This window comes from Pseudomonas sp. yb_5 (genome assembly GCF_043103865.1).
Classification (GTDB): domain Bacteria; phylum Pseudomonadota; class Gammaproteobacteria; order Pseudomonadales; family Pseudomonadaceae; genus Aquipseudomonas; species Aquipseudomonas putida_Y.
In genome coordinates, this window is record NZ_JBICKE010000012.1 from 1 (window position 1) to 16,490 (window position 16,490).

At 58.1% G+C, this 16,490-nt stretch carries 10 protein-coding genes and 1 riboswitch; of the genes, 6 read left to right on the forward strand and 4 right to left on the reverse strand.

The genetic code is table 11. The annotated features are described in order from the left end of the window. Positions 1 to 154: 154 nt before the first annotated feature. From dxs to ribB, 4 genes are all read right to left on the reverse strand, one after another. Positions 155 to 2,050 carry a 1-deoxy-D-xylulose-5-phosphate synthase gene (gene dxs / locus ACF8GF_RS01235; protein WP_209968234.1) on the reverse strand — a complete coding sequence of 632 codons (1,896 nt, stop codon included), beginning with the start codon at positions 2,048 to 2,050 and terminating at the stop codon, positions 155 to 157. A 177-nt stretch (positions 2,051 to 2,227) separates the two neighbouring features. Further along, entirely contained in the window at positions 2,228 to 3,115 is an 888-nt protein-coding gene (gene ispA / locus ACF8GF_RS01240) for a (2E,6E)-farnesyl diphosphate synthase (RefSeq protein ID WP_004577210.1), read from the reverse strand. Further along, positions 3,112 to 3,354 (reverse strand): exodeoxyribonuclease VII small subunit, encoded by a 243-nt coding sequence (locus tag ACF8GF_RS01245; RefSeq protein WP_003255380.1) that lies wholly within the window; start codon positions 3,352 to 3,354, stop codon positions 3,112 to 3,114. Before ACF8GF_RS01245 ends, ispA begins: the two co-directional genes overlap by 4 nt. Positions 3,355 to 3,518: 164 nt before the next feature. Continuing rightward, positions 3,519 to 4,169 (reverse strand): 3,4-dihydroxy-2-butanone-4-phosphate synthase, encoded by a 651-nt coding sequence (gene ribB / locus ACF8GF_RS01250; protein ID WP_176684362.1) that lies wholly within the window; start codon positions 4,167 to 4,169, stop codon positions 3,519 to 3,521. 80 nt (positions 4,170 to 4,249) lie between these two features. Beyond that, positions 4,250 to 4,391: riboswitch (FMN riboswitch) on the reverse strand. 150 nt (positions 4,392 to 4,541) lie between these two features. Between ribB and ACF8GF_RS01255 the strand changes: the two genes are divergently transcribed. The 6 genes from ACF8GF_RS01255 to ACF8GF_RS01280 all read left to right on the forward strand — a co-directional run bounded on the left by ACF8GF_RS01255 (position 4,542) and on the right by ACF8GF_RS01280 (position 16,451). Then, the gene (locus ACF8GF_RS01255; protein ID WP_176684363.1) at positions 4,542 to 5,522 is read left to right on the forward strand and encodes a zeta toxin family protein; all 981 of its coding nucleotides are present in this window, start codon (positions 4,542 to 4,544) and stop codon (positions 5,520 to 5,522) included. A 448-nt stretch (positions 5,523 to 5,970) separates the two neighbouring features. Further along, positions 5,971 to 7,551, forward strand: coding sequence for a sensor domain-containing diguanylate cyclase (locus ACF8GF_RS01260; protein ID WP_176684364.1), 1,581 nt, complete (start codon positions 5,971 to 5,973; stop codon positions 7,549 to 7,551). Positions 7,552 to 7,684: 133 nt separating this feature from the next. Continuing rightward, positions 7,685 to 8,815 (forward strand): response regulator, encoded by a 1,131-nt coding sequence (locus ACF8GF_RS01265; RefSeq protein WP_392487547.1) that lies wholly within the window; start codon positions 7,685 to 7,687, stop codon positions 8,813 to 8,815. Positions 8,816 to 8,877: 62 nt separating this feature from the next. Further along, complete coding sequence (locus ACF8GF_RS01270; protein ID WP_339443313.1) at positions 8,878 to 10,575, forward strand: EAL domain-containing protein; 1,698 nt, start codon at positions 8,878 to 8,880, stop codon at positions 10,573 to 10,575. A 46-nt stretch (positions 10,576 to 10,621) separates the two neighbouring features. Next, entirely contained in the window at positions 10,622 to 15,499 is a 4,878-nt protein-coding gene (locus ACF8GF_RS01275) for a PAS domain S-box protein (RefSeq protein WP_392487548.1), read from the forward strand. Next, the gene (locus ACF8GF_RS01280) at positions 15,489 to 16,451 is read left to right on the forward strand and encodes a diguanylate cyclase domain-containing protein (protein WP_256122359.1); all 963 of its coding nucleotides are present in this window, start codon (positions 15,489 to 15,491) and stop codon (positions 16,449 to 16,451) included. Before ACF8GF_RS01275 ends, ACF8GF_RS01280 begins: the two co-directional genes overlap by 11 nt. Positions 16,452 to 16,490 lie beyond the last annotated feature (39 nt).

Genomic DNA, 16,490 nt, shown 5'->3' on the forward strand with positions numbered 1-16,490 from the left:
ACCCGCGAAAGGGCCGGTCCTGCAGGCCAATTTCCACCAGCGGTTCACTGTTGCCGCCGCAACCGTATTCGCGGGTAAACCCGCATCTACAGTGGGCACACATCGGTAATCGGGCGCAGGCCGTCGTAGGAGCGGTTTTACCCGCGAAAGGGCCCTAGAGCCCGAGCCTGGCCATGCGGGCCTTCACCGAGGCCTCGATCCCGGCCGCATCCAGCCCGCACTCAGCCAGCATTTGCGCAGGCTTGGCATGCTCGACATAGATATCCGGCAGCCCCAGGTGCAGAAGCGGCTTGAGCACTGCCTGGCTGGCAAGGAACTCACCCACCGCAGCGCCCGCGCCACCCATGATGGCGTTCTCTTCGATGGTTACCAGCAGCTCATGGCTGCCTGCCAGCTCCAGCACCAGCGCCTCGTCCAGCGGCTTGACGAAGCGCATGTCGACCACCGTGGCGTTGATCTGTTCGGCCACTTGCATGGCCTGGGCCAGTTGTACGCCAAACACCAGCAGGGCCACTTTCTCGCCCTGGCGGCGGACCACGCCCTTGCCGATCTCCAGTGGTTGCAGGTCACCGCTGATCGGCGCATTCGGGCCGGTACCACGCGGGTACCGTACAGCGGCCGGGCCGTTGTACAGGTGGCCGGTGCTGAGCATCTTGCGCAGTTCGTTCTCGTCGCTGGGGGTCATCACCAGCATGCCCGGGATGCAGCGCAGGTACGACAGATCGTAGCTGCCGGCGTGGGTCGGGCCATCCTCGCCGACCAGGCCGGCACGGTCGATGGCGAACAGCACGTCGAGGTTCTGCACCGCCACGTCGTGGATCAGCTGGTCGTAGGCACGCTGCAGGAAGGTGGAGTAAATCGCCACCACCGGCTTGCTGCCCTCGCAGGCCATGCCGGCCGCCAAGGTCACGGCATGCTGCTCTGCGATCGCAACGTCGAAGTAGCGCTCAGGGTAGCGTTCGCTGAAGTCGACCAGGTCCGAGCCTTCCTTCATCGCTGGGGTAATGCCCACCAGGCGGTTGTCGGCAGCAGCCATGTCGCACAGCCACTGGCCGAACACCGCGGAATATTTCGGGCCGCTGGCTTTCTTCGGCGCGGCGGGCTTGTCGGCCGGCTCCAGCTTGGTGATGGCGTGGTAGCCGATCGGGTCAATCTCGGCAGGGGCGAAGCCTTTGCCCTTCTTGGTCACCACATGCAGGAACTGCGGGCCTTTCAGATCACGCATGTTGCGCAGGGTGGCGATCATGGTGGGCAGGTCGTGGCCGTCGATCGGGCCGATGTAGTTCCAGCCCAGCTCTTCGAACAGCGTGCCTGGCACCAGCATGCCCTTGGCGTATTCCTCGGTGCGACGGGCGATTTCCCAGGCGCCTGGCAGTCGCGACAGCACTTTCTTGCTGCCTTCGCGCATGCTCGCGTAGGTGCGGCTGGAGAGGATCTTGGCCAGGTAGTTGGACAGGCCGCCGACGTTGCGCGAAATCGACATGTCGTTATCGTTGAGGATCACCAGCATGTCGGCATTGACTTCCTGGGCGTGGTTCAACGCCTCGAAGGCCATGCCGGCGGTCAGCGCGCCATCACCAATCACTGCGATCGACTTGCGTGCGCTGTTCTGCAGGCGGGCAGCAATGGCCATGCCCAGCGCGGCGCTGATCGAGGTGCTGGAGTGGCCAACGCCAAAGGTGTCGTACTCGCTTTCGCTGCGGCGTGGGAAGGCCGCGATGCCGTCCTTCTGGCGCAGGCTGAGCATGCGGTTACGGCGCCCGGTGAGGATCTTGTGCGGGTAGGCCTGGTGCCCCACGTCCCACACCAGCCGGTCGTCCGGGGTGTCGAACACGTAGTGCAGGGCGATGGTCAGCTCGATCACGCCCAGGCCGGCACCAAAATGCCCACCGGTCTGCCCGACGGTGTAGAGCAGTTCCTGGCGCAGTTCGTCGGCCAGCGTTTCCAGGTCGGCTTCGGCCAACCGGCGCAGGCCGGCAGGCGTGTCAGCGCGGTCGAGCAACGGCGTGACCGGGCGTTCGCGGGGGATCTCTTGAAACGTCGTGGGCATCAGGCGAGTCGTTATTGGTGTGTGAAGACGCGGCAGTTTACCCCATTGTGGGAAAAGTGCCCATTCGACCACAGGTTACGCGGCCCCCTGTAGGAGCGGGTTTACCCGCGAATGCGTCGGCAAATTCAAGATCGCATTCGCGGGTAAACCCGATCCTACGGGGATAGGTGAAGCTGTTTAGTTACGGCGTTCGACGATGTAACGCGCCAAAGCCCGCAGCGGTTCGGCCGTTTCGCCGAACCCTTGCAGTGCGGCCAGCGCCTGGTCGCGCAGTTCGATTGCATAGGCTTTGGCGGCTTCCAGGCCCAGCAGGGCCGGGTAGGTCGGTTTGTCACGCGCTATGTCTGCACCTTGGCGTTTGCCCAAGGTAGCAGTGTCGCTTTCCACGTCGAGGATGTCGTCCTGCACCTGGAATGCCAGGCCAATGGCCTGTGCATAAGTTTGCAGGGCATCCAGCTGCGCCGGTTCGGCACGGGCACTGGCCAGGGCGCCGAGGCGTACGCTGGCTTCGATCAGCGCGCCGGTCTTGTGCCGGTGCATGAACTCCAGCGCCTGCTGGTCCAGCTTCTGGCCCACCGAACCGAGATCGATGGCCTGGCCGCCAACCATGCCGGCCGGGCCGGCAGCTTTGGCCAGTACCTGAACCATGGCCAGGCGAATGCTGTCGATCTGCGGGCTCAGGCAAGGGTCGAGCAGGGCACTGAAAGCCAGGCTCTGCAAACCGTCGCCAGCAAGGATGGCGCACGCTTCGTCAAACGCCTTGTGGGTGGTCGGCTGGCCGCGACGCAGGTCGTCGTCGTCCATGGCCGGGAGGTCGTCATGCACCAGCGAGTAAGCATGAATCAGCTCGACCGCGCAGGCTGCACCGTTGGCCTGCTCGGCGGGGGCGCCCAAGGCTTCGCAGGCCGCGTAGGCCAGCAACGGGCGCACGCGTTTGCCGCCGTTCATCACGCTGTAGCGCATGGCGGCGTAAAGGCGTTCCAGCTCTTTGCTCGGGGCGATGAACAGCGGTTCGAGGGCTGCGTCGACGCGCGCCTGGCAACTGGCCTGGTAGGTGCCAATCATGCTTCCGGCTCCGCGTCGAAGGGCTGGGCAGCCAGTTCACCGTCGCGCTCCAGCAGAATTTGCACCTTCTGTTCGGCCTGGGCCAGGGCTCCCTGGCAGTCACGGGTCAGGGCGATGCCTTGTTCAAAGGCGGCCAGCGACTCTTCCAGCGACAACTCGCCGTTCTCCAGGCGCTCGACCAGTGCTTGCAGGTCTGCGAGGGATTGCTCGAAATCGAGGGAGGCTTTTTTGCGGGCCATGGCGACTGTCTCGGTGGCATTCAGAACGGCGCGACACTAGCAGAGCGGGGCGGGGGGAGCAAACTTCCGGCAACTGCTCGGCTGATGCCGACCGAAGGAGGAGCGGCCCTATGTCGCGAAAGGGCCGCTCGCACGAGGACCGCAAAGCGTCCCTGTTCGGTGGATCAGGCTGGCTCTGCTTCCCGTTCCAGCATCGCCTCACGGTACTGCGCCAGTTCCTCGATGGTCAGCACCGGCAAATTGTACTGCCGTGCATATACCGCCACCTGCTCACCACGGGCCATGCTGCCATCGGGGTTCATCAGCTCGCACAAGACCGCTGCCGGGCGCAGGCCGGCCAGGCGCGCCAGGTCCACCGAACCTTCGGTATGCCCACGGCGGGTCAGCACCCCGCCATTGCGGGCGCGCAGCGGAAAAACATGCCCCGGGCTGACGATATGGCGCTGTTCGGCGCTGGAGCGCAATGCTGCGTCAATGGTGGTGATGCGATCCTGGGCGCTAACCCCGGTGGTGATACCTTCGGCCGCTTCGATGGTCACGGTGAAACCGGTGCCGTGCCGGGCCTGATTATTCTGCACCATGGGCGCCAGTTGCAGTTCGTCGACGGTGGCTTCGTCCAGGCACAGACAGACGATGCCGCTGCAATCGCGAATCATCATGGCCATGGTCTGCAGCGAAATGTTCTCGGCGGCAGCAATGATGTCCGCTTCGTCCTCGCGGTCGTCATCGTCGAGCAACAGTACAGGGCGCCCGGCCTTGAAGGCGGTGATGGCGGCGGAAACATTGGGGAATTGCGCGTGGTGCTGGGTGAACATGAAACGCTCCTCGTGAATGATCGATGAACGTCTCGGGGCGAACAAAATGCGCGCGCAAGGGCGCCCGGATGGCCCCTGCATGACGCCTTCTTTCATCCGGACTATGACCGTCGGCTCTGGAGTTGCACCAGATCTGCTGACCCCCGACATGGTCGGGGCGCTCGCGGGCTCATCTTTCGATTTACCGCCGGTGGGGACTTGCACCCCGCCCTGAAGACCGCCCAAGCATACAGCACAGTGCCACCCCAGTGGCAACCCGCGGTTCTACGACCTTCGATGAGGCTTGCAGCGGTAACCATCTACTCCTTTTCCACCTGCCGCAACGCTTACCTTCGTGACGGTCACATTGGCAAACCAAGGAAACGACCCGTCATGTCCTCTCTCTATCCTTTTACCGATACCGATCTCCATCTCGCATTCAGAAAGGTCGTCGACACATTGTTCGACAAGAAGCGCGACTATGTCGACGGCGTGCTCAAGCCCAAAATGCTCATCATTGCCGGTGCACAAGGCTCGGGTAAGACGTACTTGCTGGAAAACGCGCTGCTGAAGAGCGGGCGGTACGACAATTACGTTCGCCTTTACGAAACCCATTTTCGTGAACTGCACCCTCACTATCGGGCCATGGAAGACAAAGGCGTGCTGTATGTCTACGAGCATACCGAGTCGTTCATCTGGCGGCTGGGGGCATTGATTTGCACGTATGCGATGGAAAACAAATACAACATCATCATGGAGACCGCGCTCGACAGCCCTCATTTCGCTGATTTTCCACCTGAAGCCGCCCGACAGGGCTATCAGAGCGAGGTCCATCTGATTGCGTGTCAGAAAGAATTCAGCCACTGGTCGACCCTGGACCGTGTGGTCAACAGCGTTGGCAATCAGGAGATCGAGCGTGTGGTCAGCCTGACGCAGATCGAAGAGGCGCAAATCAATGGCAGGTCCATCATCGATGCTTTCGAAAACGCCTGTATCGAGGTACCGGGTTCCGAAATCGTGATCTATCGACGTGGCCTGGAGACGGATAAGAATAGCCTTCCGGTCTGTCACAGCACCTGCCCGGAAAAAGGGCTTCTCGTGCCCCAGCAGACCTACCAGGGCAGAGCATTCTTCCGCGGGGCAGACCTGAAGATCGACTTCAAGGTCCAACGCAGCCCCCAAGCCGATTTCCCCTGTTCTTATATTCAGTATGCGCAGGTGGTGCATGCCGGCCTGCTGGGTTCGGAACACCGTCGGGCGATGGCCGAGCTCAATTGTAAAACCCTCGGCCAGGCTCAGAAGCTGATGTCGCAACTGCCTGTCGATGTCTACCGCGAGCTGTGCCTGTACGTACTCAAGTACGCGCAACCTTGAGTCGACCAGGGGCAGGGCTGATCACTGGCCAGGCATGCCCTTGATCACCCGCGCCTGTCGGACAATCGCCCATCCCGCTACCACAGTGACGGGGTGGGCATTTCCGTTGTCCTTTTGTCTGCTACCCCTAAATCCATTCTTCAGCATTAAATGGGTTGTTGTAGCTGGATCTTCATTCTGGATGTTGGGGCAGGCTGACCCTCGGAACTTCAATGTAATCACTGAGCACCTTAAGCCATGAGCTCACATCGCATTACGGGATATCAGCAGTCCATTGTAAGCAACCTGTTGGTCACAGGTGGGCGGGCATGAGAGACTTACTACAAGTTAGACCGCTGTTTGGGATATTGCAGGTATCGCGCAAGGGCCGGAAAAAGCTTGAGATTTCGCGTTTTTCATGAATCTTGTGATTTGACCAAGCTAGAACTCCCTGCTCTTGGAACAATGAATGCCTAGCCAATCGAAACCCAGGTTGAACCTGCGTATTGTACTGCTCACGTTTGCGTTGATCAGCGCGGCAGCCACGCTTGCCAACACATTCTGGGTAATGTTCAAAACGCAAGAGCAAGAGCTCATTGGGAACGCGCTTGATGCTAACAGAGCTTACGCTCTGCGCATCGCTACAGGCGTAGAAGAGGTACTGAGCTCGGACCTTGATCGTCTCGGATACAGTGCGACGATTGTCGCAGAGACATTCACCGATCAGCAGCAACTAGAGCTTGAGGCTCGACGGCTGCTCGGACAGGATGACAGCTTCAATTCAGTGCTTATCGCCAATGCCGACGGCACCATCGTTGCGTCCGCACCAGAGCTTTTGCACCTGAATGGTCAAGCGCTTCAAAAGCGTGAGCCGCTGCAGCGGCGTCAGCCAATGATCAGTAATGCCTTTGAGTCCCTCTCCGGCAATCTGGTGGTTTTCGTTTCCTATCCGGTTTTCGATGTGCAAGGGCAATACCTTGGACTCGTGGGGGGCACGCTTCGCTTGGCGCAGGAGAATTCACTGCGAGATCTGATGGATTTGAACCATCGACAAAATGGTGCCTACGTCTTTCTCGTGGACAGCCAGCGTCGTGTGCTTTACCACCCTGATCCTCGGCAGATCGGCAGGATCATCAAGCAAGACAAGATCGTTGATGCTGCATTGAGCCAAGCGCTTGGCTCCATCCGGGCGGTGGATGGTCAGGGTAATGAGATGCTTGCGGGCCATGCGATGATTTCCAGTAGCCACTGGGGGATAGTTTCTACGCAACCCATGGCTGGCATTCAGGATTCATTGTGTACGAGTGCGCTGAAGGTCGCCAAAGGCATCATACCGCTGGGCTTGCTGGGATTGCTGCTGATCTGGTGGCTGGGAATTCGGCTTTCCAGGCCATTGTCTCGCTTGGCGGACAGTGCCAAACGGTTGGACTTACCCGAAAGCTATGAGCGCATCAGCATGATTCCTGTGGACTATGCAGAGAGCTGGCAATTACGTCGAGCGCTTTTGCTCAGTGCTTCTTTATTGCAGGAAAAGATCGGCACGCTCAACCGCCAGGCTCAAACAGATGCACTCACGGGGTTGGCCAATCGTCGGGCAATGCAAGACGCACTTGCCGTCTGGTTGGAGACGAAAAACTCAATCGCTGTGATTTCGCTGGATATTGATCATTTCAAGCGTGTGAATGACACCTATGGTCATGCCGTCGGTGACGAGACACTCAGTGCGGTGGCCGCGTTGATGAAGCAGAACGCTCGGCCCAGCGATCTGCTTTGCCGTACTGGCGGTGAAGAGTTCGTTGTGCTGCTTCCCGAGAGTTCGATCGCAGCGGCGACAGCTCTCGCGGAGCGGTTACGTCTCTCGATAGCATCGGCCGACCTGGAAACAGTAGGCCACATCACTGTTTCACTGGGCGTGGCGCTGTGGCGGCCTGGTGACTCGATGGCCGAGGTTTTCGATAAGGCAGATCAACTGCTCTATCGTGCCAAACAGCAAGGGCGTAATCAGGTGGTAGCAGAAACACGATCAAGGGTAATCGAACGAGTGCACTGATACACCCTTTGCCGGAGCGTGCTATACCCTAGGCACTTGCAGCACTGGTGCAGTCTGGCTTAGCTTCGTGGGTACCCCGCCGCACTGCTGACAGCGAGCAGGCGTAAGGCCTTTATCAACGGAGTGATTCGTCTTGTCGATACGCATCATGGTGGTAGACGATGATCCTTGGATGTCTGAGCTTATCCGCCAGATGGTCCATGCTTCTAAGCCCGCGACCGAGGTCGAGTGCTTTTCTTGTGTCGAAGCTGCGATGGCGGCGTGGGCATGTGGTCACTACCAATTGGTGTTGTCTGACTGGAATCTTCCCGACGGTGCAGGTGTCGACTTGCTTCGCTTTATACGCACGTCTGATACGGAAATACCCTTGGTGGTCATTACTGGGCGCTCTGACCGGCAGAGCGTTTTGGAAGTAAGGCAATTGGGTATCAGTGCTTACATCACTAAACCTTTTGATGTTCCTGCCGTCATGGCAAAGATCAATGCACTGTTGCCGGATGACGAACTGGCCCCGGCGGCGCCTGCCCTCAGTGATAGCCTGGATACTTACCTGAGTCAGTTGTCGGCTTCCGATCTGGACCTTCCACTGCTTTCCAGTGCGAAAGAAAGCCTCCAGCAAGCCTTCAGTGGTGTGCCGATGGATTTCCGCGAGCTGGCTATGCGCTGGCAGAACGAGCCGGCGCTGTGCGCTTACCTCATTTCGGCTGCGAACAGTGCCGCTTATGGCGGTGGGGTACAGCCGTGTGAGGGCTTGGCGCAAGCGTTGACACGCCTTGGCGGGCGAACGGCGCTCAACCTGGCGATAGCGATGGCATTGCGCCAGGCATCGGTCGTTGAAGACCCGCTGATTGGATTATGGTTACAAGAGCAGTTTGTGGCCTCGGAGCGCTTGGCGGAGCGGGTTGTACCCCTCGCCAGGCAATGCGACCTGGACCCGGCGCCGCTGCATGCCGCTGCGTTACTTCACCGAATCGGCGAACTGTGTGTCTTGTATCAGGCTGATCTTTGGGCAGGGCGCGGACATGCAATTGATGACGATATGCTTTCGCTGGCGGTTGCGACTTATGGCCGCGCTTTCGCGCTTGCACTGAAGGCGCGTTGGGCACTGCCGATGTCGATGCGTGATTTGATCGGCGCTGTATATGCTTTGCCAAAGTCCCATGTTCACCGCAATCAGGTGATCATGCGCCTGGCGGCTGCGCTCGAACACGATGAGCCGACGGAAACGGTCGCACGTCTGAAAGCCTTGGCGGGGCTTGCCTGACTGCGCAATTCGCAGCTGATCGTCTACGCTGACGCTTTGAAATGGATTTCCAGGAGTCACACATGCTTGATCTGGCAGATCAGATGAACTCTGTGATCCTGATCGTTGATGACCAATCAAGCGATCGTGAAGTTCTTCAAGGGTCTGTCAGCAGCTTCGGTGAGGTTCATGTTGCCCATGACGGCCGTGAAGCGCTGCAGGTGGCCGGGGAATACCGCCCCGACCTGATCCTTATCGACATCGAGTTACCCGACATGAATGGCTTTGCATTGTGCCGGGCGATCAAGACCGACCCAAAGCTCTGTGACGCTGCCGTCCTGTTCGTCAGCTCCCATATCCAGTGCGACAATCAAGTTCGTGCCCTGGAGTTCGGAGGGGTTGGCTTTATCCAGAAGCCTATCAATGTTCCCGTGGTAAGGGCCCATGTACGCGCCCACCTGAATCTGCGCAATGAAGCCAAGCGCTTGTCCTATTACGATGCGCTAACTGGCTTGCCCAACCGTCAACTATTCACGAACCGCGCAGCACAAGCGATCCAGCAGGCCCAGAGCAACGGCAGCAAGGTCGCGTTGTTACTGTTGGATCTGGATCATTTCAAGAGCATCAATGACTCATTGGGGCATTCAGTCGGGGATGCCATTCTAAAGTGCGTCGCTGAGCGTTTGGCCAGCAGCGTTCGGCCGCAGGATACGGTGAGCCGGCCGGGAGGCGATGAGTTCGTGATTTTACTGCCGCAAGTGGTCCGGCTAGAAGCTATTGGGGACTTGTGCGAACAGTTATTGCGGACGCTTGCGTCCCCGATGCAGATTGGCGAGAAGCGTTACAGCATTACCACCAGTATTGGTGTCAGTATCTACCCCGAAGACAGTACCGACCTGGAAGCGCTTTACAGTCACGCCGATGCAGCCATGTATCAGGCCAAACGTGAAGGCAGGAATCGCTCCCGCTTCTTTTCCCGGACATTGGAAACCAGCACCCGTGCCAGGCATATGCTTGAACAACATATGCGCAGCGCCTTGGAACAGGGCGTCTTCGAGGTTTTCTATCAGCCGAAAATGGATGCCCGAACGGGGTGTATGCGTGGCATGGAAGCGTTGATTCGCTGTCGACAATCCGATGGTACGCTGCTTTCACCAGGTGAATTCATTCCGGTCGCAGAGGAGACTGGATTGATTGTTCCGCTGGGGCGTCAAGTACTGACGCAGGCCTGTAAAGACGCCTGCCTATTGATGGAATCAGGATTTCAAGTACCCGTCAGCGTCAATATTTCCGCTGTTCAATTTCGTGAAGATAATTTCTTCGACATGATACGTAGGGGGCTCAAGGACTCGGGGCTTCCTGCGTACCTGCTCGAACTGGAAATCACGGAGGGCGTGTTGGCAGACAATGTCGTCAAGGCGCGAGAAACACTTGAAGCACTGAAACGCATGGGCGTGCGGCTGGCAATCGACGATTTTGGTACCGGCTACTCTAGCCTGAGTTATCTCAAGCAACTGCCCATCGATGTGCTGAAAATCGACCAGAGTTTTGTGCGCGACATGCTTGACGACCACAGTGATGCCGCCATCATCGAAGCCATTGTGCGTATGGGCCAGGCGCTGGGGTTGGAGCTGATTGCCGAAGGTGTGGAAAACCAGGAGCAGGCGATCAGCCTCATGGCACTGGGTTGCTGGCTGATGCAGGGATATCACTACTGCCGACCAGTACCGTTCCTGCAACTGCAACAGATGCTGGAGACCGGCAATCTGAGGCCAATCTAGCGCAATCGATTTTTCTCGTTCGGCCAGCCGCTGATGTGGGGTGAAATTGAAAGATCGTATTCTGAAGCTTGGATCTGTTACAGCGATGATCGCTGTGTTTGTTGCAGGCCTGGCGGTTACCCTTATGGCCTCCTACGTTCTGATGAATCAGAACAGGGCGCATGCCGAGGCTGCATTGACCCGTGCAGTCCAGCGTACAAGCGATGCTGTTGCTGCTCGCATCCATCTTTATGAGTTCGGCTTGAGAGGGGCGCGTGGTGCTCTTCAGGTCATGGGCGAGCAACAGGCCAGCCGTCATGGCTTTTTGACTTACATCAAGACTCGAGACCTCGATACCGAGTTTCCGGGGGCCCGCGGCTTCGGTTTCATTCGTCGCGTTCCAGCCAGTGCCGAAGCGGCTTTCCTGCAAAAGGCCAGGCTCGATGGCAAACCTGATTTCACGATACGCCAGCTTACGCCACATGAGGGCGAGCGCTTCGTCATTCAGTACATCGAGCCTCAGGAGAAGAACCTGGCAGCGGTAGGTTTGGATATCGCGTCAGAAAAGAACAGGCGAGAGGCTGCTGGCGCGGCAATGCGCACGGGAGCTGCGCGTCTCACGGGTCCGATCACCTTGGTTCAGGCAACGGGCAAGCCGCTGCAGTCATTCTTGTTCCTGCTGCCGATCTACCGAACGGGAAATACGCCGGATACCGTTGCCGAAAGAGTGGCACAAGGTTTTGGTTGGAGTTATGCACCGCTACTGACCGAAGAGGTCCTTACAGGGCTGCCATTGCCATCCGATGGAATTCGGTTGCATTTGCGTGACGTGACCGATGCGGCCGCCCCTGTGCAATTCTATGAGCGCAATCAAAGTGGCGGGGAACAGCAAGAGGTCATGCGCACCCATTTGACCCAGTTGGTTTTTGGTCGTCGCTGGGAAATCGAGTTGGTTGCATACCCCTCTTTCGTGCAGGAGTTACGCCAGTTCTCCCCCCGCAGTGCCTTTGGCATCGGGCTGTGCAGCACCCTGTTGATCACGGCATTGGTGGGGGTTTTCAGTGTCAGCCGTAGACGTCGACGCGACGTTCTGGCGGAACAGGCCAAGCTCGCAGCCATTGTTGAGAACTCCAACGATGGAATCATTGGCCAGACCCTGGATGGCATCGTCACGGCCTGGAACCATGGCGCCGAGAAGATTTTTGGCTATGGCAGCGATGAGGTACTGGGCCGTACTTTACTGGGCCGGATATTGCCCTGCGAGTTGGCGGACGAGGAAGTGCATTTGCTGGAGAAAATAGCTCGCAGCGAGCGTATCGAGCACTTTGAGACCCGACGAGTGCGTAAAGACGGCCAGTCGTTAGACGTTTCGGTAACAGTCTCGCCTATTTGTGATGCAGCAGGGCGGGTTGTTGGGGCCTCCAAGACCGTTCGCGACATCACCCAGCAGAAGCGGGTAGAGGCACGCATTCTGGAACTGAATGTTGGCCTGGAACATCAGGTGGCCGAGCGCACGACAGAGCTGCGCGAGCTGAATGCCCTGCTGACCAACGTCCTGCACTCGGCATCACAGGTCTCGATCATCGCAACCGACCTCGAGGGCATCATCACCGTTTTCAACAAAGGGGCTGAGCAATTGCTTGGCTACTCGGCCGAGGAAGTCGTTGGCCTTCGCACCCCTGGTATGTTCCATCTGGATGAGGAGATGGCACAACGAGGCGAGGAGTTGAGCCGGGCCTATGGAGAAGCGATAGGGGGCTTCCGCGTTTTTGTGCACAAGGCTTCTCTGGGCGAGGCGGAGGTTCGGGAATGGACATACGTGCGCAAGGACGGCACGCGTTTCAGTGTTACGTTGCTGGTCACCGGCATGCACAATGCCGATGGCAGGTTGAGTGGATACCTGGGTATCGCTATCGATATCAGCCGGCGCAAGCAGGTAGAGGAGCGCTTGGCCGACAGCCTGGCACTGACACAGACCATTCTCGATACAGCCGTCAACCCTGTCATCAGGATCGATCGGACAGGGCTGATTCAGTCTTGCAATCGTGCTACGCAGAACGTTTTCGGCTACCAACCTGACGAGCTTGTCGGCAGTAACGTTCGAGTCTTGTTGCCTGCTTTATTCGAGGGGGACTTGTCGCTCTCGCAGGATGCGCTTGGTGATCCGGCCAGCAGCAATATGACCGGGGTTTCCCGAGAAGTGGAGGCTCGCCGCAAGGATGGGCTTATCTTCCCCGCGCAGGTCACGCTGGGCTGCATGCAGATTGGCGGTCAGCCCATGCTCGTCGCCGTGCTCTTCGATCTTTCCGAACAGCGGCGTCAGCATGATGCCATCGCTTCGGCACGCGACCAGCTGGCCTTGGCTTCGGATGTGGCGAAACTGGGGGTGTGGACGTGGTCTCCCGAAGACGATGATCTGCAGTGGAATGATCGGATGTTCGAGATTTATGAACAGCCGCTCGCCTTGAAAGCGGTTGGCCTGAGTTACAAGCACTGGCAGGAGCGCCTGCACCCCGACGACGCTGAAGTTGCCGCCCGATTGCTACAGGGATTACTTGATGGGAACGGCGTATTCGAGACACTGTTCCGTCTTCAGTTACCCGGCGGCGGTATTCGTTATGTTCAGGCCGCTGCCAGGATCGAGTATGTTGCTGAAACAGGCTGCCGGAAAGTTATAGGCATAAATCGCGATGTCACTGTAGAACATGAGCTGCAGTCACGCTTGTTTCTCGCTAAAGAACAGGCGGACGCGGCCAATGCCGCCAAGAGTGCTTTCCTGGCCAACATGAGCCATGAAATTCGCACACCCATGAATGCTGTGCTGGGCATGCTGCATTTGGTTCAGGCCACAGAGCTTGATGCGCGGCAGCTTGACTATATCCGCAAGGCGCACGGCGCTGCCAAATCGCTTTTGGGGTTGCTCAATGACATTCTTGACTACTCCAAGATCGAAGCCGGCAAGCTGCAGCTCGATCCACATCCCTTCGAGATCAATGGGCTGATGACGGACCTTGCTGCGGTGCTGGGGGGCAACCAGGCAGATAAGGATGTCGAATTGTTGTTCGATCTCGATACCTCATTACCCCCATGCCTGTTGGGCGACAGCCTGCGTCTGCAACAGATTCTTATCAATCTGGCTGGCAATGCGCTCAAGTTCACTGAGCGTGGCGAGATTACCGTTAGCATCAGAGTCTGTGATCGTCGGCCCGATGCTGTTCGGCTGCGAATTTCTGTGACCGATACGGGAATAGGTATCAGCGAAGAGCAACTCCAGCGGATCTTCGACGGGTTCAGCCAGGCCGAGGCCTCTATCAGTCGACGCTATGGTGGGACGGGCCTGGGGCTGGCGATCTGTAAGCGGCTGATCGAGCTGATGGGCGGCATCCTGAGAGTGAACAGCCAGCCAGGGGTGGGCAGCTGTTTCTGGTTCGAGCTGGAATTCGCTTTGGCGAATACCATGGAGACAGAGCACACGACAGTTTTTCCTCACCTCAATGTGTTGGTGGTCGACGACAATCACACGGCCCGCGAAGTACTCGCTAGAACTGCTGTCGCGTTAGGATGGCAAGTCGATCAGGCCAGTAGAGGGCGAGAGGCGGTGGAGCGCGTGCTGCGTGCTGCGAATGTGCGCCCTTACGATGTAGTGTTGATGGATTGGCGCATGCCGGATGTCGATGGCCTGACTGCTGCTCGCCTTATACGGGACTCGCTCATGGATTCTGCGCCGGTAGTGGTGATGGTTACTGCGCATAGTCACGAGGTGTTCGCGAGTTTACAGCAGGGTCCACAGGAGCCTTATGTTGCGGTCTTGAGCAAGCCAATCACCCCTAAGCAGCTTGCCACTACTGTGGAGCTTGCAGTCTCAGGTACGCAATCTTCCAATGTCACTGGGCCCGTGAGCCCGCTATCCAGGCTCGACGGTATCAAGTTATTGGTGGTTGAGGATAATCCGCTCAATCGCCAGGTGGCTCAGGAACTGCTGGAACTCGAGGGGGCCAAAGTGACGTTGGCTGAGGGGGGGCAGCAGGGTGTCGAGGCCGTGTTGAATGGCGTGCAAACCTTCGATGCGGTACTGATGGATATCCAGATGCCTGACATGGACGGGCTGGAGGCAACCCGTCGGATTCGTCAAAGCCCCCTTCATTGGGGCTTGCCTATTGTCGCCATGACTGCAAACGCCTCAACCTCCGAGCGTGAGGCGTGCCTGGCCGCTGGAATGAATGAACATGTAGGCAAACCTGTCGATCTGGAAAACCTTGTAGCGGTTCTCAGGAAGCTGCTGGACCGAGAGGTGCCTGTCCGGCCGGCCATTCAATCGAGCGACTCGCCGAGCGATGAGTCAACCGAGAGTGTGTTGCGGCGCTTCGGCGGTAACCTGACACTGTTGCGTAACGTGCTGCAGCGTTTTCCAGATGAGATGCGACGTAATTTTGATAAGCTGGAGCGGCACTGCAGCAACAGCGAAAAGGCCGGTGTGTTGATGCAATTGCACACCATCAAGGGCAGTGCCGGCACCATGGGTGCTAGTGGGCTATCCGCGCTGGCTGCCGAGCTGGAGCAGCGCCTTCTGCAGGCGTCGCCGGAGGAGGGGCAGTCGTTCATGGCCAATCCTCGGTGGCTATCGCACCTGCACATGCAACTCGCGTCTGACTGCACACGGCTTAATCTTGCCTTTGCCACTTCCGTGGTATTCGCGACTGAACGACCACTTGCATTCACGGAGAGGGACTGGGAAATTGAATTGAGTGGCCTGCGAGCGCTGTTGGTCAGCAGTAATCTCGTCGCACTCCAGCGAGCTGAGTCCTTGCAGGATGCGGTACCGTTACACAGCAAAGCGATCTTTGACGCGCTTAAGCAGGCCGTCGACGATCTGGATTTCCAGTCAGCCGCCCTGTGGTGCGATAAGCTGACCGATTCACTCAAAAGGAATGTTGATGAACGATGAATCTGGACATCCAAAGGTCAAGCCGCGTTTATTGATCGTGGATGACCAGGCACTCAATATCCACGCGCTGAATGAGCTATTTCGTGCTGACCATGAAATCTACATGGCCATGGATGGAAATAAGGCAGTGGACATGGCCCTGACACAGTTCCCGGACTTGATCCTGCTCGATGTGATGCTCCCCGGCATAGACGGCTATGAGGTATGTCGTCGTCTTAAGGCCAGTCCGTTGACGGCAGCCATTCCTGTGATATTCGTAACCGCCAAGGGGGAAGAGGCAGACGAGGCAAAGGGACTTGAGCTTGGCGCTGTTGACTACATTAGCAAGCCATTTCATCCCGGTATTGCCCGCGCTCGGGTAAAAACCCATCTGACTTTGAAATTGCAAAGCGATTACCTGAAGAGCCTGGCGTCGATCGACGGTTTGACAGGCATATCCAACCGACGAGCTTTCGAGCAACACCTCCATGCAGCCTGGAGTCATTTATGCCGTGACGGAGGGTGGCTAGGACTGATTCTTGTCGACATCGATTACTTCAAACGCTTCAATGACCACTATGGGCATCTAGCGGGGGACCAGTGCCTGCGCCGTGTCGCTGCGGCTCTGGACAGTGGGATCAGACGACCTTTGGATATGGTTGCGCGCTATGGCGGTGAAGAGTTTGTCTGCATTCTGCCCGGCACCCACCTCAGTGGTGCCGCTACCGTTGCTCAGCAGTTGTCTGATGCTGTGGAGAATCTGAAGATCCCTCATGTGGAGTCATTGGTCGCTGACCGGGTGACTATTTCACAAGGCGTAGCCTGTCTCCAGCCTAAGCAGGGGCAGGACGCACATCAGCTTGTAGGCCTGGCAGACCAAGCTTTGTATCAGGCCAAGGAGAATGGCAGAGCAAGGTTCAGTTTTTCCGAGGTATGCAACAGCAAGCGGCAAAGTCCTTCAGTCGGTCACTGATAGTACCTATCGGACTGAGCGTTAAGAATGTGCTCTGTG

Excerpts from the sequence above, each read along its gene's own strand:
- ACF8GF_RS01280 (WP_256122359.1), top strand. The coding sequence starts at position 15,489 with ATGAACGATGAATCTGGACATCCAAAGGTCAAGCCGCGTTTATTGATC.
- ACF8GF_RS01260 (WP_176684364.1), top strand. The coding sequence starts at position 5,971 with ATGCCTAGCCAATCGAAACCCAGGTTGAACCTGCGTATTGTACTGCTC.
- ACF8GF_RS01270 (WP_339443313.1), top strand. The coding sequence starts at position 8,878 with ATGCTTGATCTGGCAGATCAGATGAACTCTGTGATCCTGATCGTTGAT.
- dxs (WP_209968234.1), bottom strand. The coding sequence starts at position 2,050 with ATGCCCACGACGTTTCAAGAGATCCCCCGCGAACGCCCGGTCACGCCG.
- ispA (WP_004577210.1), bottom strand. The coding sequence starts at position 3,115 with ATGATTGGCACCTACCAGGCCAGTTGCCAGGCGCGCGTCGACGCAGCC.
- ACF8GF_RS01245 (WP_003255380.1), bottom strand. The coding sequence starts at position 3,354 with ATGGCCCGCAAAAAAGCCTCCCTCGATTTCGAGCAATCCCTCGCAGAC.
- ribB (WP_176684362.1), bottom strand. The coding sequence starts at position 4,169 with ATGTTCACCCAGCACCACGCGCAATTCCCCAATGTTTCCGCCGCCATC.
- ACF8GF_RS01255 (WP_176684363.1), top strand. The coding sequence starts at position 4,542 with ATGTCCTCTCTCTATCCTTTTACCGATACCGATCTCCATCTCGCATTC.